Source organism: Salinibacterium amurskyense, from assembly GCF_002797685.1.
Taxonomy (GTDB): Bacteria; Actinomycetota; Actinomycetes; order Actinomycetales; family Microbacteriaceae; genus Rhodoglobus; species Rhodoglobus amurskyensis.
In genome coordinates this window covers 797,973-820,612 of record NZ_PGFH01000001.1, presented here as the reverse complement: position 1 = coordinate 820,612, position 22,640 = coordinate 797,973, and the positions used below count along the sequence as shown (strand labels likewise).

The 22,640-nt window shown below is 61.3% G+C and carries 20 protein-coding genes; 10 read left to right on the top strand and 10 right to left on the bottom strand.

Translation table 11 applies throughout. The annotated features are described in order from the left end of the window. Positions 1–8: 8 nt before the first annotated feature. On the bottom strand, positions 9–2,414 hold the full coding sequence (locus CLV85_RS03845; protein WP_100388263.1) for an ATP-dependent helicase: 2,406 nt from the start codon (positions 2,412–2,414) through the stop codon (positions 9–11). Positions 2,415–2,426: 12 nt separating this feature from the next. Next, positions 2,427–3,428 carry a glycerophosphodiester phosphodiesterase family protein gene (locus tag CLV85_RS03840; protein WP_100389257.1) on the bottom strand — a complete coding sequence of 334 codons (1,002 nt, stop codon included), beginning with the start codon at positions 3,426–3,428 and terminating at the stop codon, positions 2,427–2,429. Positions 3,429–3,473: 45 nt separating this feature from the next. Here CLV85_RS03840 and CLV85_RS03835 point away from each other — a divergent pair, with 45 nt between their 5' ends. The 3 genes from CLV85_RS03835 to CLV85_RS03825 all read left to right on the top strand — a co-directional run bounded on the left by CLV85_RS03835 (position 3,474) and on the right by CLV85_RS03825 (position 5,176). Beyond that, positions 3,474–3,794, top strand: a complete 321-nt coding sequence (locus tag CLV85_RS03835; protein WP_100388262.1) for a DUF4190 domain-containing protein — start codon at positions 3,474–3,476, stop codon at positions 3,792–3,794. Next, entirely contained in the window at positions 3,784–4,293 is a 510-nt protein-coding gene (locus CLV85_RS03830) for a hypothetical protein (protein ID WP_100388261.1), read from the top strand. Before CLV85_RS03835 ends, CLV85_RS03830 begins: the two co-directional genes overlap by 11 nt. Positions 4,294–4,372: 79 nt before the next feature. Further along, the gene (locus CLV85_RS03825) at positions 4,373–5,176 is read left to right on the top strand and encodes a Bax inhibitor-1/YccA family protein (RefSeq protein ID WP_100388260.1); all 804 of its coding nucleotides are present in this window, start codon (positions 4,373–4,375) and stop codon (positions 5,174–5,176) included. Positions 5,177–5,251: 75 nt separating this feature from the next. Here the strand turns inward: CLV85_RS03825 and guaA are convergent, their stop codons facing one another. From guaA to CLV85_RS03800, 5 genes are read right to left on the bottom strand one after another with little or no spacing between them, the layout of a single operon-like run. Next, positions 5,252–6,847 (bottom strand): glutamine-hydrolyzing GMP synthase, encoded by a 1,596-nt coding sequence (gene guaA / locus CLV85_RS03820; RefSeq protein WP_100388259.1) that lies wholly within the window; start codon positions 6,845–6,847, stop codon positions 5,252–5,254. Further along, the gene (locus CLV85_RS03815; RefSeq protein ID WP_100388258.1) at positions 6,844–7,302 is read right to left on the bottom strand and encodes a DUF3817 domain-containing protein; all 459 of its coding nucleotides are present in this window, start codon (positions 7,300–7,302) and stop codon (positions 6,844–6,846) included. Before CLV85_RS03815 ends, guaA begins: the two co-directional genes overlap by 4 nt. 4 nt (positions 7,303–7,306) lie before the next feature. Beyond that, positions 7,307–8,119, bottom strand: a complete 813-nt coding sequence (locus CLV85_RS03810; RefSeq protein WP_229820331.1) for an SURF1 family cytochrome oxidase biogenesis protein — start codon at positions 8,117–8,119, stop codon at positions 7,307–7,309. Then, positions 8,116–9,843, bottom strand: a complete 1,728-nt coding sequence (locus tag CLV85_RS03805; protein ID WP_100388256.1) for a glycerol-3-phosphate dehydrogenase/oxidase — start codon at positions 9,841–9,843, stop codon at positions 8,116–8,118. The genes CLV85_RS03810 and CLV85_RS03805 overlap by 4 nt, the downstream gene beginning before the upstream one ends. 52 nt (positions 9,844–9,895) lie before the next feature. Next, positions 9,896–11,017, bottom strand: a complete 1,122-nt coding sequence (locus CLV85_RS03800) for a GuaB3 family IMP dehydrogenase-related protein (protein ID WP_100388255.1) — start codon at positions 11,015–11,017, stop codon at positions 9,896–9,898. 81 nt (positions 11,018–11,098) lie between these two features. Between CLV85_RS03800 and CLV85_RS03795 the strand changes: the two genes are divergently transcribed. Genes CLV85_RS03795 through CLV85_RS03785 form a run of 3 tightly spaced genes read left to right on the top strand, consistent with a single transcriptional unit; the run spans position 11,099 to position 13,583 of the window. Next, entirely contained in the window at positions 11,099–11,806 is a 708-nt protein-coding gene (locus CLV85_RS03795) for a TetR/AcrR family transcriptional regulator (protein ID WP_100388254.1), read from the top strand. 50 nt (positions 11,807–11,856) lie between these two features. Continuing rightward, positions 11,857–12,771: an ABC transporter ATP-binding protein gene (locus tag CLV85_RS03790; RefSeq protein WP_100388253.1), complete on the top strand. Its 915-nt coding sequence runs from the start codon at positions 11,857–11,859 to the stop codon at positions 12,769–12,771. After that, a complete protein-coding gene (locus tag CLV85_RS03785) occupies positions 12,768–13,583 on the top strand; it encodes an ABC transporter permease subunit (protein WP_100388252.1) in 816 nt (271 codons plus the stop codon). Before CLV85_RS03790 ends, CLV85_RS03785 begins: the two co-directional genes overlap by 4 nt. A 118-nt stretch (positions 13,584–13,701) precedes the next feature. Here the strand turns inward: CLV85_RS03785 and guaB are convergent, their stop codons facing one another. Further along, complete coding sequence (gene guaB, locus CLV85_RS03780; RefSeq protein ID WP_100388251.1) at positions 13,702–15,204, bottom strand: IMP dehydrogenase; 1,503 nt, start codon at positions 15,202–15,204, stop codon at positions 13,702–13,704. Between the two features lie 279 nt (positions 15,205–15,483). Here guaB and CLV85_RS03775 point away from each other — a divergent pair, with 279 nt between their 5' ends. Genes CLV85_RS03775 through CLV85_RS03760 form a run of 4 tightly spaced genes read left to right on the top strand, consistent with a single transcriptional unit; the run spans position 15,484 to position 19,452 of the window. Next, positions 15,484–16,764 carry a branched-chain amino acid ABC transporter permease gene (locus tag CLV85_RS03775; protein ID WP_100388250.1) on the top strand — a complete coding sequence of 427 codons (1,281 nt, stop codon included), beginning with the start codon at positions 15,484–15,486 and terminating at the stop codon, positions 16,762–16,764. 9 nt (positions 16,765–16,773) lie between these two features. Beyond that, entirely contained in the window at positions 16,774–17,754 is a 981-nt protein-coding gene (locus CLV85_RS03770) for a branched-chain amino acid ABC transporter permease (protein ID WP_100388249.1), read from the top strand. Further along, a complete protein-coding gene (locus CLV85_RS03765) occupies positions 17,744–18,718 on the top strand; it encodes an ABC transporter ATP-binding protein (protein WP_100388248.1) in 975 nt (324 codons plus the stop codon). Before CLV85_RS03770 ends, CLV85_RS03765 begins: the two co-directional genes overlap by 11 nt. Beyond that, positions 18,715–19,452, top strand: a complete 738-nt coding sequence (locus CLV85_RS03760; protein ID WP_100388247.1) for an ABC transporter ATP-binding protein — start codon at positions 18,715–18,717, stop codon at positions 19,450–19,452. Before CLV85_RS03765 ends, CLV85_RS03760 begins: the two co-directional genes overlap by 4 nt. A gap of 405 nt (positions 19,453–19,857) precedes the next feature. Here CLV85_RS03760 and CLV85_RS03755 read toward each other — a convergent pair whose 3' ends face one another. Both CLV85_RS03755 and CLV85_RS03750 read right to left on the bottom strand, forming a co-directional pair. Beyond that, the gene (locus CLV85_RS03755) at positions 19,858–21,129 is read right to left on the bottom strand and encodes an ABC transporter substrate-binding protein (RefSeq protein WP_100388246.1); all 1,272 of its coding nucleotides are present in this window, start codon (positions 21,127–21,129) and stop codon (positions 19,858–19,860) included. 170 nt (positions 21,130–21,299) lie between these two features. Then, the gene (locus tag CLV85_RS03750; RefSeq protein WP_100388245.1) at positions 21,300–22,556 is read right to left on the bottom strand and encodes an ABC transporter substrate-binding protein; all 1,257 of its coding nucleotides are present in this window, start codon (positions 22,554–22,556) and stop codon (positions 21,300–21,302) included. Positions 22,557–22,640 lie beyond the last annotated feature (84 nt).

The window sequence follows — 22,640 nt, the reverse complement described above, 5'->3', positions numbered from 1 at the left end:
CTTCGGAATCAAAGTTTCTCAATGGGAGCAATCTTGATCAGCAGGCGCTTGCGCCCTGCGGTGTCGAATTGAACGTCAGCAATGCTCTTCGGGCCAGCGCCCGTGACCTGATTCACGGTTCCGTCACCAAAGTCAGTGTGACGGATGCGGTCGCCCGCCGCCAGAGTGAGGTCGCCATTGTCGCGCACGGTTGCCGTGACGGGGTTAGCCCATTCGGTCTTAGCGCGTGGAGGTGCCGGCGGCAGTCCGCCCGCTGCCGCCGCCCGGAGCGAACCGGACCACGAGCCGCCACCGCTGTTGCCATCGCGGCGAGCGTTGAGCGCCCTCGATTGAGTACCGCCGCGCGAGTTCGCCATTCCCGGCGACTGCTTCCACTCGATGAGTTCGGTCGGAATCTCTTGCAGGTAGCGGCTCGGCATTGCCACGTTGACCTCACCGAACTGCGCGCGAGTCATCGCGAGCGAGAGGAACAGTCGCTTGCGGGCACGCGTGATGCCTACATAGAACAGGCGCCGCTCTTCGGCGGGGCCACCGGGCTCGTTGGCCGACATACGGTGAGGCAGCAGGTCTTCTTCGACACCGGTAAGGAACACGGAGTCGTACTCGAGGCCCTTCGCGGTGTGCAGTGTCATGAGCGACACAGTTCCGCTCGAGTCATCAAGGTCATCCGCCGCGGCCACGAGCGACACCTCGGTGAGGAAGTCGAGCAGGGTGCCATCGGGGTTGTTCTTACCGAACTCCTTGGTCACGGCCACGAGCTCATCCACGTTCTCGGCGCGAGCTTCATCCTGTGGGTCTTGCGAGGCGCGCAGCGCAGCAAGGTAGCCCGAGCGTTCGAGCAGTTCGGTCAAGATGTCTGCGGGCTTGGATGTTTCTACCTTCGCCATTACCTCGTCGAGCACCTCAGCCAAACCGACGATCGCTTTCGTCACTTTGGGGCCGAGGCCGAGTTCGGAGGCGTTGCGCATCGCATCGCGCAGGGTCATTCCCCGGTCATCCGCCCACGCCTGAAGCGCCGCTTCGGTCGCCGGACCAATGCCACGTTTCGGGGTGTTCATGATGCGACGCAGCGCCAGCGGATCCGCCGGGTTAGCAACCGCAATCAGGTAACCGAAGGCATCCTTGATTTCGGCGCGCTCGTAGAACTTCGTGCCCCCGAGAACTCGGTACGGCAGAGCCGCACGAATGAAGATCTCTTCCAGCGCACGTGTCTGCGAGTTAGTGCGATAGAAGACGGCAATGTCTTTGTAAGCGACGCCTTCATCGTGCAGCTTCTGGATTTCATCCGCCACAAACTGCGCTTCGTCGTGCCCCGAGTACCCGGTGAATCCGACGATCTTGTCGCCAGCACCGACCGTCGTGAAGAGCTTTTTGTCTTTGCGGTCAAAGTTGTGAGAGATCACCGCGTTAGCGGCATCCAGAATCGTCTGGGTCGAACGGTAGTTCTGCTCAAGCAGAATCACTGTCGAGCGGGGAAAGTCGCGCTCAAATTCCACGATGTTGCGGATGTCGGCCCCGCGGAACGCATAGATCGACTGATCGCTGTCGCCGACCACCGTGAGCGACGCGGCCTCGAGTTCGTTGGACTGCCCCTGCACGAGTACGCCAGGCGAGGTCTCGAATTGCTCGGGAGTCGGCGGCTTGGTCAGCTCACGAATCAGCGAGTACTGCGCGTGGTTCGTGTCTTGGTACTCGTCGACAAGGATGTGCTTGAAGCGGCGCTGGTACGTTGCCGCAATGTGCGGGAACGCCCGGAACAAGTAGACCGTCTGACCGATGAGGTCGTCAAAGTCGAAAGCGTTGGCATCGCTGAGACCGCGCGTGTAGCGGCGGAAGACCTCAAGAAACTTCTTCTCTGTCGGGTCGTTCAGGTTGGCATCCCGCGCGAAACCTTCGACGTCGGTTAGCTCGTTCTTGAGCTGCGAGATGCGATTAGCGGCCTTGCTGACGGTGAGGCCAAACATATCGGCGTCGAGCTCTTTGAGAATTCGCTTGAGTAGCGCTTTGCTGTCGGCCGAGTCGTAAATGGTGAAGTTCTTGGAGAACCCGAAGGCTTCCGCTTCGCGCCGCAAGATGCGCACACACGCGGAGTGGAAGGTGGAGATCCACATGCCCTCAGCCGAGTCGCCGACGATCGCCCCGACGCGCTCGCGCATTTCGGCGGCAGCCTTATTGGTGAAGGTGATGGCCAGAATCTGGCTCGGCCACGCTTCGCGCGAGCGCAACAACCCGGCGATACGACGCGTGAGCACGCTCGTTTTGCCCGAACCGGCACCCGCCACGATCAGCAGCGAGGGGCCGCGGTACTCAACGGCTTCGCGTTGGCGCGGATTCAGCCCATCGAGCAGAGGGTCGCCAACGGGATTGCCGTCGTCAGAACGGCCAGGGTCGTGAGAGTCAAGAGCTGTCGTCATCGCCCCTCGACTCTACCCGCGCGCAGTGACCGCGAGGTCGGGTTGGTCGGCAAAGACACCATCGAGACCGGAATCCATGAGGGTGCGAAACTCTGCGAGCCAGTCTCCGTGTTGTTCAGGCTGCTTGCTCGAGCGCAGGTTCTTCGGCAAGAACCGATTCTCGGCGCGCAGGGTCCAGCAGAAAACGAGGAGACCGGCGGCGTGAGCACGGTCAACCAGGTCGTTCGTCCCCGTGAGGTTGCCGGCCAGATCCTTGAGCATGAGCATTTTCTTGTCCACGCTGATGCCGTCGACTTCGCGCGCGAGCTGAGCGAGCCCCTCGTCACTGAGGTGATCGGCATAGCTGCGCGCCTTCGAACCGTGTTGGGCGATCAGATCAGAAGGTGCACCGCTCGACTCGAGCAAGAACACCAACTGCCCCGGAATCCCTCGATCCCGGATGCGGTGCAGCACGCTCTGCTCGAATGATTCGATGATCAAGTTGTCGGCCGTGGCCCACTCCCGCACGTCGCGCGCAAAGAGTTCGTCGAGCGGCAACCCGATCGACGCAAAGTAACTCGCGTGCTTGATCTCGGCAACGATCTTCAGCGGGCGACGCGCCGCCTCCGGGTGCTGGTCAACAATCTCCAGCAGGTCGCTCAAGCGCAGAATCGGCGATCCGTCGTTGTGGGTCGTGCTCGCTTGCCGAACTTCGGGCAGCCGCTCGCGGGCCCGCAACGTCGAGAGTTCGTCCCACGTGAAGTCCTCGGTGAACCATCCTGTGATCGCGTCGCCATCGATCGTCTTGGAGGTACGCCGATCCGCAAATTCCGGATGCTCGGCCACGTTCGTTGTGCCCGAGATCTCGTTCTCGTGGCGCAGCACCAGCACGCCATCCCGAGTCGCCACGATGTCGGGTTCGACGGCATCCGCCCCCAGCGTGAACGCAAGTTCGTAGGCGGCTCTAGTGTGCTCTGGGCGATAGCCGCTTGCCCCGCGGTGCCCGATCACAAGCGGGCGAATGGTGGTGCTCATTGAGTCAAGAATATGCGTTTCATCGGCTCCCACTAATATTGGGACATGCCCGAATGTTCGTCATGCGCTGCCCAAGTGCAACCGGAGTGGAAATTCTGCATCTATTGCGGAGAACCCACCTCGGCGGATGCAGCGCGCCCGGCGCCGTTAGCAGCGCCGCGAACGAACCCCATCGCGATTCTCGCGCTCATTCTCGCCGCTTTCGGCGGAGCGCCCGCGCTGATCTTCGGTCATCTCGCGATGCGACAGATCAAAGAGAATGGCGAACGCGGCATGATCATGGCCCGCATCGCTACGGCGCTCGGTTATGTGTGGTTGGTCGTGTGGGGCATCCTGCTGTACTCGCTGCTGACCAATGTCAGCTAACCGGTTCTCGCTCGCCCGCGACTGGGAACCCACCCGGCGGCTCCCGCTCAAGTGGGGTCACTACGCCGACCGCTATTTTGCGGGGCTCGTGCTCATCATTGCGGGCGCCGTGCATTTGCAGGGTGCCAATAACTACACCCTCATAATTTTGCTGATCGGCACCACTGCAACGGTCGTCGGTTGGTCGATCATGCCCGCGAAGGGCTGGCGCCGGATGATCGTGGCCCTGCCCGCGGTCAGCCAGATCTGGATCATGCTCACCGGCCCCATGTCGATGTGGACTCTCGCCATTCCGCTGCTCTGTTGGCTTATCGTGCGACACCGACCGCTGATCTCCTACCTCGCGCTCACCATCCCAGTCGCGAACGGGATTGTGCTGACGCGCTTCTATCAGGAGTACTCCTCGATGCCTCAAGCACTCGCGATTTCGGCGGTCGCTCTCGTGGCCGCAGCGTGGGTTGCCCAGCTGATCGCTCAGAGCGCAGCCATGCGGCGCTGAAAGTCCGGCATTTCTCAGCGAACTCCGGTAGTTTTGGGGTGCGTCACAAAAGTGTGACACCACCCCAAGCAGAGGAATCATGGCACTCAATAACCCCGCTTTCTCCCGCGATGCTGCGTTTAGCTCGCGCGGCGGAATCGCCGTAGCGAACCAGGTATCCACCCAAAAACTTAACGACATGTACAACCGCGAGTCGGCTCCCGACTCCGGTGATGTCATGACCGTCGAAGACACCATTGCTAAGACTGCCGGAGCCTTCGCGCTCCTGCTCGTCGGCGCCGCCATCGGCTGGATCGCCGACATGCCGCTGCTCTGGATCGGAGCCGGCCTTGTCGGTTTCGTCCTCGCGCTCGTCAACATCTTCAAGAAGCAGCCCTCCGGCGCCCTTGTTCTCGCCTACTCGGCGGTCGAAGGTGTCTTCGTTGGCGGCATCTCGCGTTTCTATGAGACCCAGTTCAATGGCGTCGTTACTCAGGCCGTCATTGCAACGCTTGTTGTCGTCGGCGTCACGCTCGCTCTCTTCGCCAGCGGCAAGATTCGTGCGTCGAAGAAGGCCACCAAGGTCTTCCTCATTGCCATGGTCGGTTACATGGTCTTCGCCCTCGTGAACATGGTCATGATGCTCACCGGAGCGACCGATGATGCGTTTGGTCTCCGCAGCGCTGAGATTCCGTTCATCGGACTCCCGTTCGGTGCCGTACTTGGTGTGCTCGTCGTGATCATGGCCGCGTACTCGCTCGTACTCGACTTTGACTTCATTCAACGGGGCGCTGCCAACGGTGCACCCCGCGCGTTCGGTTGGAAGGGCACCTTCGGCATCATGGTCACCGTCGTGTGGCTGTACCTCGAAATGCTGCGCTTCTTCGCGATCCTTCGCGACTAGCGCCACCGTCTCGTAACAACAAAGCCCCCGTCACCTCGGCATTAGCCGGGTGACGGGGGCTTTGTTGTTAAACCCTTATTCCCACTCGATGGTTCCTGGCGGCTTCGACGTGACGTCGAGAACCACGCGGTTCACCCCATCTACCTCATTGGTGATGCGGTTAGAAATCTTGGCAAGAACGTCGTAGGGCAAGCGAGTCCAGTCGGCGGTCATCGCATCTTCCGACGACACCGGGCGCAACACGATCGGGTGACCGTAGGTGCGGCCGTCGCCCTGAACGCCCACCGAACGAACGTCGGCGAGCAGAACAACGGGGCACTGCCAGATCGAGTCGTCGAGACCCGCGGCGGTGAGCTCGGCGCGAGCGATCGCGTCAGCCTTGCGCAGCAGTTCGAGACGGTCGTGAGTGACTTCACCGATGATGCGGATGCCGAGGCCGGGGCCAGGGAACGGCTGGCGGCCAACAATGACCTCCGGCAATCCGAGCTCGCGACCGATCGCACGAACCTCATCCTTGAATAGGGTGCGCAGCGGTTCAACGAGCTCGAACTGCAAGTCTTCGGGCAGGCCGCCCACGTTGTGGTGGCTCTTGATGTTGGCCGTGCCGGTTCCGCCGCCACTTTCCACGACATCCGGATACAGGGTTCCCTGCACCAAGAACTTGACGGGCTCTTCGCCACCCTGAGCTTCGAGCACGAGCGCCTCAGCGGCGTTCTCAAAGCTGCGGATGAATTCGCGGCCGATGATCTTGCGCTTCGTCTCGGGGTCAGTGACTCCGGCGAGGGCATCCATGAACTGATCAACGGCGTCGACGGTGACGAGACGCACACCCGTGGAAGCGACGTAGTCTTCTTCAACCTGGCGACGCTCATCCTGACGCAGCAGACCGTGGTCGACAAAGATGCAGACGAGCTGGTCGCCGACGGCCTTGTGCACGATGGCGGCAGCAACAGCGGAGTCAACTCCACCAGAAAGACCACAGATCACGCGGGCTGAACCAACCTGCTCGCGGATACGCTCGACCTGCTCAGCGATCACGTTGCCGCTGTTCCAGTCGGCGGGGATGCCCGCAGCATCGTGCAAGAAGTTCTCGAGCAAATCTTGACCGTGAGTGGAGTGCTTCACCTCGGGGTGCCACTGCACTCCGTAGAGACCGCGTTCCTTGCTCGCGAAGGCGGCAACCGGAGTCGCATCGCTGCTGGCGAGAACCTCGAAGCCCTCCGGGGCTTCGGTCACAGCATCGCCGTGGCTCATCCACACCGTCTGCTCACTCGGCTGGTCGGCGAGCAGCGAGCCGCCGCCACCCTGAACCGTCATGTCGGTAGCGCCGTATTCACGCAATCCGGTCTTAGCAACGGTGCCGCCGAGCTGGCGGGCCATCACCTGGAAGCCGTAGCAAATACCAAAGACCGGAACGCCGAGCTTGAGGATGCCGGGGTCGAGGTCGGGCGAGCCAGGCTCGTAGACACTCGACGGGCCACCGCTCAGAACGATGCCGGCCGGGTTCTTGGCCGCAATCTCTTCAGCGGTGATGGTGTGAGGAACAATCTCGCTGTACACGTTGGCTTCGCGCACACGGCGTGCGATCAATTGCGCATACTGAGCGCCAAAGTCGACGACGAGAACGGGGCGAGCGTTCGTGTCTGCGGATGTGGCCGTGGAGTCGGTCATGCAGTTGCCTTTGCGGAGTCAGCGCCGGCCGCTTTCGCAGCTGCAGCGGATTCGAGTGTCGCGATCTTCGCCTCAACGAGTCGAGGCACCTGACGTTCGAGGAAGAACGACAGGAAGGGGATGACACCGCCGAGGGCGATGTAGAGGAAGCGCAAGAAGGAGAATCGCGTCAGGCGCCAGAGGATGAAGTCGGCCGCGACGTAGAACACGTAAAGCCAGCCGTGAACGATCAGGATGATTGTCGAGACGTTGATGCCCTGCACGAGCTCTTTCGGTGTGAGCGTCAAGAAAGCGGAGGGGCCGTTCAGCTCGATGTCGCCGCCCAGTCCGTAGCGGAACACCATCATGAGGCACAGCACGAGCAGGAAGGTACCGGTGATGATCGACGACACCTTGTAGAACGTGAGGGTGCGACGAATGTTGGGGATATCTGAAAGCCGGGGACCGAGAGCCATGGTTCTAGTCTACGGCCGGGTCAGGGGTCGAAACTTCGCGCTCTTCTTCCCACACATCCCGCACGAGGCGGCACCAGAGGAAGACGGCAAAGCCGGCGAACACGACCCACTCCACGGCGTAGAACACGTTGAGCAAGTTGAGTGAGACTTCGGTCGACGGCGGCGGGGAATCGATTGCTTCGAGCCCAGCCGGGGCTTCGAAACTAACCACGTAGCCGCCGTAGGTTCCGGCGGGCACCTCGGACCACAGGTTCACGAGTTCGGAGACGGCAAGAGCGCTGCGCTGCCCCTGCTCGAAGTCGGACTGTTGCGGCGACTCCGTCGGCAGCAGGCGACCCGTGATGGTGGCGGCGAGTGGCGAAGCCTGAAGCTGTGAAATAGCGGATGCCGCGGCATCCGATGTCGCAGCCCAGCCGAGCGCAACCGCCACACTGGCACCGCTCGGCTCAACGGCGTGGCCCACGACCCAGTAGCCGCGCCCTTCAACATCGTTGTTGCGGTCGGAGAGCACGATGTAGTCACCGGCAATCAGCTCGGCCTCAAATGTCACCGCTTGACCGGTCGTCAGATACGAGAGCGGAGCCTGAGCCGTGGCGACGGAATCGAGCGCCACGATTGTCTCGCTCTGCTGCTCGGTGATCTCGCCACCTTCGAGGCTGCGGCTGAGCTGCCACTGCCCGAGAGCCGCAAAGCTCGCTGCGATGGCGAGAGCCAGGATGAGCGCGCCGATCCAGCGCGGCCGACGGGCAATCTGCCACATCGTGGCCGGTGCGGTGTCAGAAGCCGGGTCAGTCAGGGGGGAAGGGCTCGTACTCACTCGCTAACGATATCTGGTGCTGCGAGGCGAACCCTGTCAGCCGACTCATCGTCAGGCTCCAGTTGGCTCGCGAGTTCGGCATCAACACGCTGCAGGTAGCGTTCGACTTCGGTGGTGGTACGGGCGGCATCCCAACCCAAAACATCCGCCATCAGCTTCGCGGCGACGGGCGCGGCAGAGACGCCTCGATCCCATGCCTCAATCGATATACGAGTGCGGCGGGCCAGTACATCATCGAGATGAAGTGCCCCCTCGGCAGTGGCCCCGTAGACGACTTCGGCCGCAATGTAGTCATCGGCACCGGGCAGCGTTTCCGCTAGCGCGGGCTTCTCGCGCACGAGATCGAGCACCTCGGTCGCAAGCACTCCGTAGCGGTTCAGAAGGTGTTCGACGCGCGACTTGTGCACGCCATAGGTACGGGCGAGCGCCGAGCGCTTGTTCCACGCGGCCTTGTACCCTTCCGCGCCGAGCAGCGCGACGTCCTCGGTGATGCTCGCAGAAATTTTGCCGTCGAGCGCATCGACGGCGGCATCCACGGCATCCTTCGCCATGATGCGGTACGTCGTCCACTTGCCGCCAGCGACGACCACGAGGCCGGGAACGGTGTGGGCTACGATGTGTTCGCGACTGAGCTTAGAGGTGAGGTCAGACTCCCCCGCCAGTAGCGGCCGAAGCCCGGCATAGACGCCTTCGACGTCGTCGCGCGTCAGCGGCACCGCCAGCACTTTATTGACGTGTTCGAGCAAATAGTCGATGTCCGCCGCTGTGGCTGCGGGATGCGCTTTGTCGAGATCCCAGTCAGTATCGGTCGTGCCGATCAGCCAGTGCCGGCCCCACGGAATCACAAACAGCACGCTCTTCTCGGTGCGCAACAAGAGCCCGAGCTTCGACTGGAAACGGTCGCGCGGCACCACGAGGTGAACGCCTTTGGAGGCACGAACCTTGAACTGGCCGCGCTCGCCCACCATCGCTTGAGTGTCGTCGGTCCACACTCCGGTCGCGTTCACGACCTGCTTGGCGCGAATCTCAAAACGCTCGCCGGTCTCCCGGTCATGGGCCATCACGCCGACAACGCGCTCCCCCACTTTGATGAAGTCTTCGACCTGAACGCGCGATGCCACGTGAGCCCCATAGTGGCTCGCCGTGCGTGCGAGCGTCGACACGTAACGAGCGTCATCCACTTGAGCGTCGTAGTAGGTGAGGCCACCGCGGAACGCGTCGCCCCGAAGGCTCGGCGCTGCACGCAGCATTTGCGTGCGCGTCAAATGACGGTGGTGAGGCACTCCGGGAGGTCGTCCGCCCGTGTAGCTCAAGAGGTCATAGAGCAACATTCCCGCGCCGATATATAGGCGTTCGAACACTGGCTTGGTCACCGGATAGAGGAACCGCACGGGGCGCACAAGATGCGGCGCCAGGCGCTGCAGCAGCAAGCCGCGCTCTTTCAGCGCTTCTCGCACAAGCCGAAAATCGAGCTGTTCCAGATAGCGGATGCCGCCGTGCACGAGCTTCGAGGAACGGCTCGACGTACCCGAGGCCCAGTCACGCGCCTCAACCATGCCGACGCTCAGGCCGCGCGTCGCGGCATCCAGAGCGCTTCCGGTACCAACAATGCCGCCACCGATCACCAGAACGTCAAGCTCTGTTTCGCGCAGCGCAGCAATTGCGGCCGCGCGCTGTTCGGCACTCAGCGGTGCTGTCGGGGCAATCGATCGGGACTTGACCATTGTTTTTCCTCCAGCGTCTGGCGGTGAGCGTGTGCTCAGCGCGCGGTATCAGCTACAGCGTGTTGTACGGAGCGACAACCACGTCGACCCGTTGGAATTCTTTGAGATCGGAGTATCCGGTCGTCGCCATCGAGCGGCGAAGTGCACCGACGAGGTTCGACTGACCGTTGGGGTGAGATGACGGTCCGTTGAGAATCTCGGCGAGAGGAGCAAGCTGCCCGACCTCAACCCGGTTGCCGCGAGGCAACTCGGAGTGGTGAGCTTCTTGACCCCAGTGGTAACCGCCACCAGGAGCATCCGTAGCGCGGGCAAGCGCGCTACCCAGCATGACGGCGTCAGCACCGACCGCGATGGCCTTGACGATGTCACCGCTCGTTCCGAGTCCGCCATCAGCGATGACGTGAACGTAACGGCCGCCCGACTCGTCCATGTAGTCACGGCGAGCGCCGGCGACATCCGCCACTGCTGTTGCCATGGGAGCGTGGATGCCGAGGGCAGTGCGAGTAGTGCTCGAGGCACCGCCGCCGAAGCCTACGAGCACACCGGCTGCTCCAGTGCGCATGAGGTGCAGCGCCGCGGTGTACGTTGCGGCGCCTCCCACGATCACGGGAACATCGAGTTCGTAGATGAACTCCTTGAGGTTGAGGGGTTCGCTCGTCTTGGAGACGTGCTCAGCGCTGACGGTCGTGCCGCGGATGACGAACAGGTCGACTCCGGCATCCACAACGGTCTGGTGGAGTTCTTTCGTGCGCTGCGGACTGAGCGCTCCGGCAACGGGTACTCCGGCTTCGCGAATCTCAGCGAGACGCTGCGTGACGAGCGCCGGCTTGATCGGCTCGGCGTACAGCTCTTGCATACGCGCAGTCGCCTGGTCGGCGGGAAGCGAGCGGATCTCCTCGAGCACGGGCTCGGGGTTCTCGTAGCGGGTCCAGAGACCTTCGAGGTCGAGCACGCCGAGACCGCCGAGCTTACCCATCGCAATTGCGGTTGCGGGCGAGACCACGGAGTCCATGGGAGCCGCGATAACGGGGATGTCGAAGGTGTAAGCGTCAATCGTCCAGTTCACAGAAACATCGCGCGGGTCACGCGTACGGCGCGAGGGCACAATAGCGATGTCATCAAAGGAGTAGACGCGGCGAGCGCGCTTGGCACGGCCAATCTCGAAATCATTCACTACTCCAGCCTACCGCGCATGGGATGGGGCGGAACCAGTGCGTCATTGACATTTGCTGAACAACTGTTTAGCTTGTTAAACATGCGTTCAAGTGCGGATGACTCCACCACCAAAGCCCGTATTCGCGATGCCGCGATTCGCCTTATCGGCCGCAACGGTTTCGCCGCGACGAGCGCCCGTGCCGTCGCGGCCGAGGCCGGAGTCAGTGCCGGCCTCGTCATCCACCACTTCGGCAGCATGCGAGACCTCAAGACAGCGTGCGACGACTTCATCATCAACGAAGTCACCCACCGCAAAGCGGGCATGGGCGAAGGCGATGTGAGCGCCGCCGTGAGCGAGTGGTACGCCGACCTCGACACCTACGAACCCTGGCTTAGCTACCTGGGTCGCCTCTTCACCGATGATTCGGATGCCGGAGCCCACCTCTTCGATCGCTTCGTCGAACTCTCCCGCGAGATGCTCGAGCAGGGCGTCGCAAGCGGAGCCGTGCATCCCAGCAACGACGAACACGCGCGAGCGGTGCTCCTCGTGACCCACAGCCTGTCGATGCTCACCCTGCAGAGCCACATCGCTCGCAGCCTGAACAGCGCACGACTCAGCCTCGACAGCCTGAGTCGTATGGGCAACGCTGCTGTCGAGATTTACACGCACGGTGTTTACACCGACAGCTCGACCCTCGACGCCACTCGCGAAGCCGTCGCCGAAGCCACTCGCGAAGCCGCAGACATGCGCCAGCACGTGCAAGATCCCGATCCGCCTGCGATGGCCGCCGACATCCCCACCCCCTAGTCACTTCCCTCTGATTTGCCCCACGAAAGGACGAGGCCCCAGCCTCCCTCATGACTCTTGCTATAGAAACCCGAGCGCTTACGAAGCGCTACGGCCGCCATACTGCGCTCGACGGCATGGATCTCGCCGTCGAGACGGGCAGCGTGTTCGGCATGATCGGCCCCAACGGCGCCGGCAAGACGACCGCAATGCGGCTACTGCTCGACATCATCCGCCCCACCTCGGGCGACGCTACCGTTCTCGGTCGCTCCCCCATCAGCGGCGGTGCTGCGCTGCGCCGCGAGATCGGCTTTCTCCCCGGAGAACTCCTTCTCGAAGGCCGCGTGACCGGTCGCTCGTTGCTCAAGCACTACGCCGAAATCAGTGGCCCCGTTGCTCCTGGTCGCATCGATGAGCTCGCCGAACGGCTGGGGCTCGACCTCAGTCGCCACGTGCGCAAACTCTCCAAGGGCAACAAACAAAAGCTCGGCCTCGTTCAAGCGTTCATGCACGAACCGAAGCTTCTCGTGCTCGACGAACCCACCAGCGGGCTCGATCCCCTCGTGCAGCAAGAGTTCTTGAGCATGGTGCGCGAAGCCCAACACAATGGCCAAACCGTGTTCCTTAGCTCCCACGTGCTGAGCGAAATCCAGAATGCGGCCGACAAGGTCGCCGTTCTACGCAACGGCGTGATCGTGAAGGTCGGCGATGTGGCGAGCCTGCGGGCCAGCGCTGTGCGCCGCGTCTTCGTCGACTTTGCGGATGCCTCGGCCGCGAGCATCCAATCAACACTGGCTGCACTGCCGAACCTTGACCACCTCACCGTGACCGATGGCGCTGTCGTGCAGGTCACGGGCACCGTCGAGGGCCACATCGATGCGCTCGTCAAGGCGATTGCTCCCTTCCACGTAGTCGATCTGCGGGTCGAAGAGCAGGACCTTGAATCCTCGGTCATCGACCTCTACTCGAAAGAGGCAAACAAATGAGCCAGTCGCCCCGCACCATCCTTCCGCTCACCCGCCGCAACCTTGCTGACTCGTGGCGTGGGCTTCTGGGGTGGACCGCCGGAGTCACCGGCGCGATCTTCCTCTATGTGCCGCTCTACTCATCGTTCTCGGGTGAGAACGCGGGCTTCGACGACATCATCGCCTCACTGCCCGAGGGGCTCGCGAGCACGCTCGGGTTCGAAGACCTCTCGAGCGGCGCCGGTTATGTGCAGGCTACCTACTTGGGTTTGATCGGATTCGTGCTCTTCACGATCGCCGCGACGCTCTGGAGCTCGGCAGCGATTGCTGGCGATGAAGAGTCAGGCTCGCTCGAACTCACGCTCGCGCATGGAGTCTCGCGAGTGCAGGTGATGGTCGAGCGCAGTCTCGGGGTAATCCTTCGTCTCGTCTGGCTCGCGACGGTTTCTGCGTTGCTGATTCTCGCGCTCAACGACTCGTCGGGAATCGAGCTTGAACCGATCAACGTGATTGGCGGATGTCTCACACTCCTGGCACTCGGAGTACTCGCGGCCAGCTTCGGCCTCGCCGTCGGCGCCACCACGGGTCGCCGCGCTTACGCCTCCGCGGCAGCAGCCGGAATCTCGCTGCTCGGCTATGTGCTCAATTCGCTCGGCAATCAGAGCGCTGACGTCGAGTGGCTGCACACCCTGTCGCCCTACCACTGGGCCTTCGGAAACTCACCGCTCAGCAACGGCGCCGACGCGGGCGCTCTCGGGCTCCTGTTCGGCATCTCGGCCCTCGCACTCGTAATCGGCGGGTTCGTGTTCACCCGCCGCGACGTCTCCGCGTAGGCAGCACACACCCCCTGCACAAACAGCAAAGGCCTGCGGAAAGCTAGTGCTCTCCGCAGGCCTTCTGCGTGTCTCAACCGCTCACTCGCGGGCATAAACGCCAGCGAGTGTGCCGTTATTAGCGACGGTAGTTCGGTGCCTCAACAACCATTTGGATGTCGTGGGGGTGCGATTCTTTCAAGCCTGCGGCGGTGATGCGCACAAACTTGCCCTTCTGCTGCAGCTCCTGGATCGTGCGAGCGCCGGTGTAGAACATCGACTGGCGCAGGCCGCCGAGCAGTTGGTACATGACGGTGGAAACGGGGCCACGGTATGGAACCTGACCTTCGATGCCCTCGGGGATCAACTGGTCGTCCGAGGGGACGTCGGCCTGGAAGTAACGGTCGCGCGAGTACGAGGTCTTCTTGCCGCGCGTCTGCATTGCGCCAAGCGAACCCATGCCGCGGTAGCTCTTGAACTGCTTGCCGTTGAGGAAGATGAGGTCGCCGGGGCTCTCATCGGTTCCCGCAAGCAACGAACCGAGCATGACAGTCTCCGCGCCGGCAACGAGGGCCTTGGCGATGTCACCGGAGTACTGGAGTCCACCGTCAGCGATGACCGGGATGCCGGCCTCGCGTGCGGCGAGCGACGCTTCGTACACGGCGGTCACCTGCGGTACTCCGACACCGGCAACGACGCGGGTCGTGCAGATCGAGCCGGGGCCGACGCCCACCTTCACGGCATCCACACCGGCGTCGATTAGAGCCTGGGCTCCCGCGCGGGTGGCGACGTTTCCGCCGATGATGTCGATGGCGTCAAACGAGGAGTCAGCCTTGAGACGGCGAACGATGTCAATAACGCCGGCGGATTCGCCGTTGGCGGTGTCGACAACGATGAGGTCAACGCCCGCATCGCGCAAGCGCTCAGCGCGCTCCCACGCGTCGCCGAAGAATCCGATTGCAGCGCCTACACGCAGGCGGCCCTCTTCGTCCTTGGTGGCGTTGGGGTACTGGTCAGTCTTCTCGAAGTCTTTGACCGTGATGAGACCACTGAGCTTGCCAGCGTCGTCAACGAGAGGGAGCTTCTCGATCTTGTGCTTGTTGAGGATGGCAATCGCACCCTCGCGGTCAATGCCGACCGGAGCGGTGACGAGCGGGGTCGTGGTCATGACGTCGCGCACGAGTACCGAGTCCATGTCCTCCGGCTCGATGAAGCGCATGTCGCGGTTCGTGATGATTCCGACGAGCGTGCCATCTTCTTCTACGACCGGCAAACCGGAGACGCGGAACTGGCCACAGAGGGCATCCACCTCTGCAACGGTCGCTTGTTGCGTAGTTGTTACCGGATTGGTAATCATGCCGGATTCGCTGCGCTTGACCTTGTCGACGTAAGCGGCTTGATCGTCGATTGAGAGGTTGCGGTGAAGCACCCCAAGGCCACCATTACGGGCCATCGCGATCGCCATTCGAGCCTCGGTCACCGTGTCCATTGCAGACGAAATTAGTGGCGAAGACACCCGAATCCTGCGGGTAAGACGTGAACTGGTGTCAGCATCGCTTGGAATTACGTCGGTGTGCCCGGGCAAAAGCATTACGTCGTCATAGGTGAGGCCGACGAAGCCGAAGGGGTCTGGCTGTTCCATGTTAAATCTTCCTTACGGCGGAGTGCGAAACCGGCGATCTTGTGTTAAATCTCCGGCCAATCAATATTAACGGGTTTCATGCCAGAACATTCCCCCGCATAATGGCTTCACCGCTTTGTACCCGACAAGCATTTGTGTGTCGGACCGCAATCGGCCGGTGTCGTCAATGCCGTCGACACATCAGAACCCGCGGGATTCTCGAGTCCGGCTGGGTCCCTTCCTGGAGGTCCTGTGAACACAGCGGATTATCGCCGCACGCGACGGAAAAATAGACGAGGAGTGCTTGTAGCACTCATAGTTGCCCTTTCCGCTGCTTTCTCTCTGATGGCCATGCCTGCAATGGCTGACGAAGTAAATGTCGACGAATACGACAACAGCATCATCGGTAACGTCAAGCTCAACAGTGAGCCGCTAGAGGGTGTACTACTCACCGTCTCTGGTGGCGGCTACGAGGTTGAAGTTGCTACTGATGCTGACGGTCGCTGGAAAGTCGGCGTGCCCGACGGCGACGAGTTCAGCGTCACCCTCGACGAATCAACACTGCCCGACGGCATCGCGGTGATTGATGAGACCGGCGAGGATGATACCCCGAACGTCAAAGAGGCGATGATCGGCCCGAGTGGCTCGACCGTCATGAACTTCTTTATCGGCCGCGGTGAACGCAACGTCACGAGCTTCTTCGACCAGTTCGTCGAGCGCATCGTCAACGGCGTCAACTTCGGACTGATGCTCGGCCTTGCGGCCATCGGCATCTCCCTCGTCTACGGAACCACTGGGCTCTCCAACTTTGCGCACGCAGAAATGGTGACGTTCGGTGCGGTGATGGCGCTCATAGTGTCGGTCGACCTCGGTTGGCCCGTCTGGATTGCGATACCGCTTGCCGTACTCCTCAGTGCCGGCTTCGGGTGGACACTCGATGCCGGACTCTGGAAACCGCTGAGAAAGAAGGGCGTCGGCATTGTTCAGCTCATGATCGTGTCGATCGGTCTTTCGCTGGCGCTGCGCTACACGTTCCAATACTTCCGCGGTGGCGGAACCGAGCAACTGCCCGGCTCTGACTCCCCCGACATTCCGCTCTTCGGATCGGTGTCGCTCAGCCAGACCAACATGATCAGCATGGTCGTCAGCATCGTCGTCATCGTGATCTTCGCGTGGTGGTTGGTCAAGACCAAGATCGGCAAGGCCACACGAGCTGTCTCCGACAACCCGTCGCTCGCAGCAGCATCCGGCATCGACGTCGACCAGGTCGTACGCGTTGTCTGGATTCTCGCCGCAGCAATGGCCGGCCTCGCCGGTGTTCTCTGGGCCTACTTCCGCCCGGGCATCCGCTGGGATATGGGTGCGCAGATTCTGCTGCTCGTCTTCGCCGCGGTCACCCTCGGTGGACTCGGAACTGCATTCGGCGCACTGGTCGGCTCGATCATCGTCGGCGTGCTCGTTGAGACCTCGAGTCTCTTCATTCCGTCAGACCTGAAGTATGTGGGCGCGCTCGTCGTACTCATCGTCATCCTGCTGTTTAGACCTCAGGGCATCCTGGGTCGCAAAGAGAGAATAGGTTAGGGGCCGCACATGGATATTCTGCAAATTCTCTCCAACACCGGGTCATCGCTGATTGCACCGGCAACGATCGGATACGCCCTCGCGGCACTCGGTCTTGCCATGCACTTCGGCTTCACCGGTTTGCTCAACATGGGTATGGCCGCCTTCATGGCAATCGGCGCCTATGGCTACGCGATCTCGATCCTCACCTTCGGTTTCCCGTGGTGGGGTGGCATGCTCGTCGGAATCGGCGGTTCGCTGGTCTTCGCGCTCATCCTCGGTATTCCTACCTTGCGCTTGCGCGGCGACTATCTGGCGATCGTGACCATTGCAGCTGCAGAAGTTGTGCGTCTGTTGTTCCTGACCACAACCTTTGACAAGTACACCGGCTCGGCCGATGGACTTAGCGGTTACCACGCGAGCTTCCGCTCGTTCAACCCCATTCCGGATGGCACCTACGGCTTCGGTCCGTGGGAGTACAACGCCAACGGCTGGTGGGTTCGTATCTTCGGAATCGCCGTGCTGGCTCTGGCAGCGTTCATCCTCTGGGCTGTCATGCGCAGCCCGTGGGGTCGCGTCATCAAGGGAATCCGTGAAGACGAAGACGCCGTGCGCGCCCTCGGCAAGAACGTGTTCTCCTACAAGCTGCAGTCGCTGATGCTCGGTGGTGTCTTCGGAGCGATGGGTGGAATCATTTACGCCCTCCCCGCCTCGGTAAACCCCGGTGTGTATGTGACGTCGCTGACGTTCTTCGTTTACACCGCACTTCTGCTCGGTGGAGCCGCCACGATCTTCGGACCGATCATCGGTTCCGTGATCTTCTGGGGCGTTCAAACCCTCCTGAGCAACCTGCTTCCCGCCTTGGTCAACATCGGTGTACTGCCGTTCATGACCACGACGCAGTCGCAGACGGTGCGTTTCATCCTTGTGGGTGTGGCGCTGATGTTGCTCGTGATCTATCGACCACAGGGCATCCTCGGCAACAAGAAGGAGCTGACCTTTGTCAAGTAAAGACTCACCGGCTGCGCCGGTGGAACGCGAAAAAACAACGGGGCTCCACAAGGGCGACATCGTTCCTGGAGTTGCCAAGGTCGATCCGATCATCATTGCCGACGGCATCCGTCGCACCTTCGGCGGTCTGACCGCCGTGAATGTTGATCACGTCGAAATCCCTCGCAATGCGATCACCGCGTTGATTGGTCCAAACGGTGCCGGAAAGACGACGCTGTTCAACCTGTTGACCGGCTTCGACAAGCCCGACGCCGGAAAGTGGACGTTTGACGGACACTCTCTCGCCGGAATGGGTGCCCACAAGGTTGCACGACTTGGCCAGGTGCGCACGTTCCAGCTCACGAAGGCTCTCGGGCTCTTAACGGTGCTCGAGAACATGAAACTCGGCGCGAAGGATCAAATCGGGGAGAACATTTTCCGCGGCATGATCCCGAGCCTCTGGCGTAAGCAAGAAGCCGAGATCGAAGAGCGCGCGATCGTTCTGCTCAAGAAGTTCAAGCTCGATGCCAAGTCGTCTGACTTCGCGGCCAGCCTTTCCGGTGGTCAGCGAAAGCTGCTCGAAATGGCTCGCGCCCTCATGAGCCAGCCCACTCTGGTGATGCTGGATGAGCCCATGGCCGGCGTTAACCCCGCGTTGACTCAGTCGCTGCTCGACCACATCCTCGACCTTAAAGACGAGGGCATGACAGTGCTCTTCGTTGAGCACGACATGCACATGGTGCGTCACATCGCCGACTGGGTGATCGTGATGGCCGAGGGCCAGGTCGTGGCAGAAGGTCCGCCGGATCAGGTGATGAAAAATCAAGCCGTCATCGATGCGTACCTCGGTTCGCATCAGGATGTCGACCTCGGCGTGGTCACTGGCCGCATCGAAGGCGAACTCAACACGGCTGCGATTGATCTCGCTGAAGAGGTAAAAGAACTCGACGCGAACATCGCTAAGCGCAAGGAGACTGGCAAGTGAACGCTATCCCCACCGAGAACGCGGTAGTCCACGTCAAGGACCTCACCGCGGGATACCTCCCGGGCGTGAACATTCTGAACGACTGCAACTTGGTCGCCAACCCCGGTGAGCTCATCGGAATCATCGGACCGAACGGCGCTGGCAAGTCGACCCTGCTGAAGGCAATTTTCGGCCAGGTTCAGGTGCGTGGCGGTTCGATCAGCCTCAACGGCGACGACATCACTGGGCTCAAGGCAAACAAGCTCGTGTCGCGCGGAGTTGGTTTTGTTCCGCAAAACAACAACGTGTTCCCGAGCCTGACCATTGAAGAGAACCTTCAGATGGGGCTTTACCAGAACCCGAAGATCTACGACGAGCGCCTTGAGTTCGTCACCGGCATCTTCTCCGAGCTGAAGTCGCGCCTCAAGCAGCGCGCGGGTTCACTCTCGGGCGGTGAGCGCCAAATGGTCGCGATGTCTCGAGCACTCATGATGGACCCCCACGTTCTTCTTCTCGACGAGCCGTCTGCTGGACTCTCGCCCGTGAAGCAGGATGAGGCGTTCATTCGGGTATCGGAGATCAACAAGGCGGGAGTGACCACGATCATGGTGGAGCAGAACGCACGTCGTTGCCTGCAAATCTGTGACCGCGGTTATGTTCTCGACCAGGGCCACGATGCCTACGAAGGCACCGGGCGTGAGTTGCTGAATGACCCCAAGGTCATCGGGCTCTACCTCGGAACCCTCGGCACCTAGCCAACTCGCTTCGCTAAAGACCCCATCCGGATTCGTCCGGGTGGGGTCTTTTGCGTGCTCGAGGCGCTCAGCGCCGTTCTGAGCGGCGGTTCTCGCCGGATCGTCCCCGAACCCGCCGAGCACGCCTGCGGCGCCTACAGGGCTATTTGATGCCGTTTCATGTTCCTTAGGCAGCAGCTGACGACGCTGAAACTCTTTCAGCACCGGATCGCGCAATAGATCGGCGGACTGCACGCTTCCATGCCGCGAGCTTGCGATTGCGGGCCGGGGCTGCGCGCACGCCAACTGGCACGCAAAGGACGCGCCGCGTAGAACCGGGTAGCGCCGGGAAGTGAGCGCACGAAAAAGGCCCCAACCCGGGAGGGTTGGGGCCTTCTCTTAGCGAAAGCTAAGTCTCAGTGAGGCTTAGTAAGCGCTGTAGGTGTTGTCTTCACCGTACTGGTAGACGCCGATCGTTGCTTCGGTGGGGTCACCGAGCTCATCGAAGGTGATCGGACCAGAGATGCCGTCGTAGTCAGCGGTGCCTCCACCGTTGATGATTTCTGCACAGTCAGCGAAAGTGGTGCACTTCTCGCCGTTGCCCGAACCACCCGATACTTCCTGAAGCTTCTCAGCGATTGCTGCGGAGTCGGTGGAACCGGCTGCGAGCGATGCGAGAGCAAGGAGGATTACGGAGTCGAAGGACTCTGCTGCGTAGCTGAACTCTTCGAGCTCAGGCTGTCCCGAACCAACGTAGAACTCGTTGAGTGCCGACGTGAAGTCAGCAATCGTGTCTACGCTCAGGCCGGGGAGGGTTCCCTTGGCACCGGTGAGGGTGCCAGCTGCGAATTCGTCACCGAAGTTCGCGAGGTTACCGTCTACGAAGTAGAGGTTCTCTGCGGAGAAGCTGCTGACGATGCTCGGGAGCATGGTCGACACTTCTTCGAAGGTGATCAGCGCGATGGCGTCAGGGTCCGCAGCAAGAACTTCGGAGATCTGAGCATCGAACGTGGTGTCACCGGTGTTGTAGGTGGGCTGTGCAACAACTTCGCCACCGGCTGCTTCGAATGCTTCCTGCGTGTAGCCGGCAAGACCGGTTCCGTAGGAGTCATTGAGAACGATCATGCCGAGGGTCTCGTGACCATCGGCAGCGATCAGGTTACCGAGAACCTCACCCTGAAGCACGTCGGAAGGAGCGGTACGGAAGTACAGTCCCTTGTCGTCGTACTCCGTGAATGCGGCCGAAGTGTTTGCCGGCGAGAACTGGATAACTCCAGCGCCAACAACCTGGTCAATGAACTGAAGTGAAACACCCGAGGATGCTGCACCAAGAATTGCGGAAACGTCTTCACCAAGCAGGCGAGGGATCTCAGTCTCGTATGCCTTGTTGTCGGTGTCGCCCGAGTCACCCTGAATCAGTTCGATCTGAATTCCGGCGTCTGCAGCGTTGATTTCTGACGCGGCGTACTCGGTTCCTGCGATCTCGGGCGGGCCGAGGAATGCGAGGTTACCGGTGACAGGAAGGGCCGTTCCCAACTTCAGGGAGAGCTCACCGCCCTCGGAACCGGTGGAGGTGTCTCCGCCGTCAGTTGCACAGCCAGCTAGTACCAGTGCGCTTGCACCGACGATTGCGAGACCGCTCAACAGGGTCCGCTTGGACCGTGATGGGGAGGCCGTAGCCTTCGCGAATACGCTCATGTTGCTCCTTGCGTTTCGAATGTGTTCAGGAATCAAATGTGGCACTGCGTTGTCACCACACAGTCAAGCTATGCCCACCCGTGACGTCTGCACAATACGTCTGTACTACAGCCTTGTAACACTGTTCGAATCGTTACCATTCGTAGACTTTTCGAAAACGCAGGTCTTACTTAGCCAATACGGGTGTACACGTTGTCGCTACCGTACTGGTAAATCCCAATGATGGCGCCCTGAGGGTCACCATTGTCACTGAGGGTTATTGGCCCCGAAACACCGTCGTAATCTACGGTGCGGCCATCGAGCACAATCTTCGCGGCATCCGCAAAGTTGAGAGCAACCTCACCATCACCACTGCCACCCGAGACCTCTTGCATTTTGCTTGCGATGCCCTCGCCAGAGATCTTTTGGGACGCCAAGGCAGCAAGACTGGCGAGGATGACCGCGTCATAGCTCTCGGCGGCGTAGCTAAAGTCCTTGAGGCTCGGGTTGATCTCCAAAAGCCGGTCGGTGAAGTCCGAAATAGTTTCTATATCGAGACCCGGATGCGTCACGATGGAGCCCGTGAGGCTGTCGGCCGCAAACCCTGAGCCGCGCTTGCCGAGCGAGAGCCCGGTGAAGAACAGTTGGTCGCCCGAGTATCCGGCGGCGATGAAAGCCTTGGCAATCTTCTCCGCCTGCTTCGACCCGACAATGGCTACGGCATCCGGCTTCGCTTCGACGGCCGCGGCAATCTTGTCGTTGAGATCGGTTGCTTTCTCGTCGATGCTCTCTTGGTAGATAACCTCGCCACCGCCGCGGAGGAACGTTTCGCTCACTGCACGGGGAAGAAGCGGGCCGCAGAGTGCATCTTCAGAGAGGATGGCGATTGACCCATCAACGCGGTCGGCCATCTCGGCACCCAGGGCAGAACCCTCCAGAGCACAGGACGGGGACGTGCGCCAGTACAGCTGGTTGTCGTCATAGTTCGAGAAGTCGGGCGAATCGTTGGCCGGGGAAATCTCGACGACTCCCGCCTCGGTGATCGTGTCGATCACTTTCTTAGAGATTCCATTCGACAGACCACCAATGATCACCGTGGCGCGGGCAGCGAGCAGCTCCGTTGCTGCTTCCTCTGCCGTCGAGTCACTGGAGTCTCCGGAGTCACGCGTTTCCACGTTGACAGTGAGGTTTGCGTTGGCATCGTTGACGTCTTGAGCAGCCAACGCGATCGCTGCCGACACCGCCGGGCCGAACTTCTCGAGGGCTCCCGACTCGGGCACGAGGGCACCAATCGTGAGGGTCAAATCTTTGGGCGCAGGGCGCTCTTCAACGGGTTCTTCAACCGAGCATCCGCTCATGACGAGAACGGCGGCGAGCACGCCGGCAACTGTCGCGAACCCACGACGGGCTCGGCGCGACACGGGAATTCCAACGGGAAGGGAAGTCATCACAGTCGCTCCTATCTACCGCTCAACACAGAGAGCGGCATAGTTACGGTAATGGCCAATCCTGAAAAAGCGAACTCCGAAGAG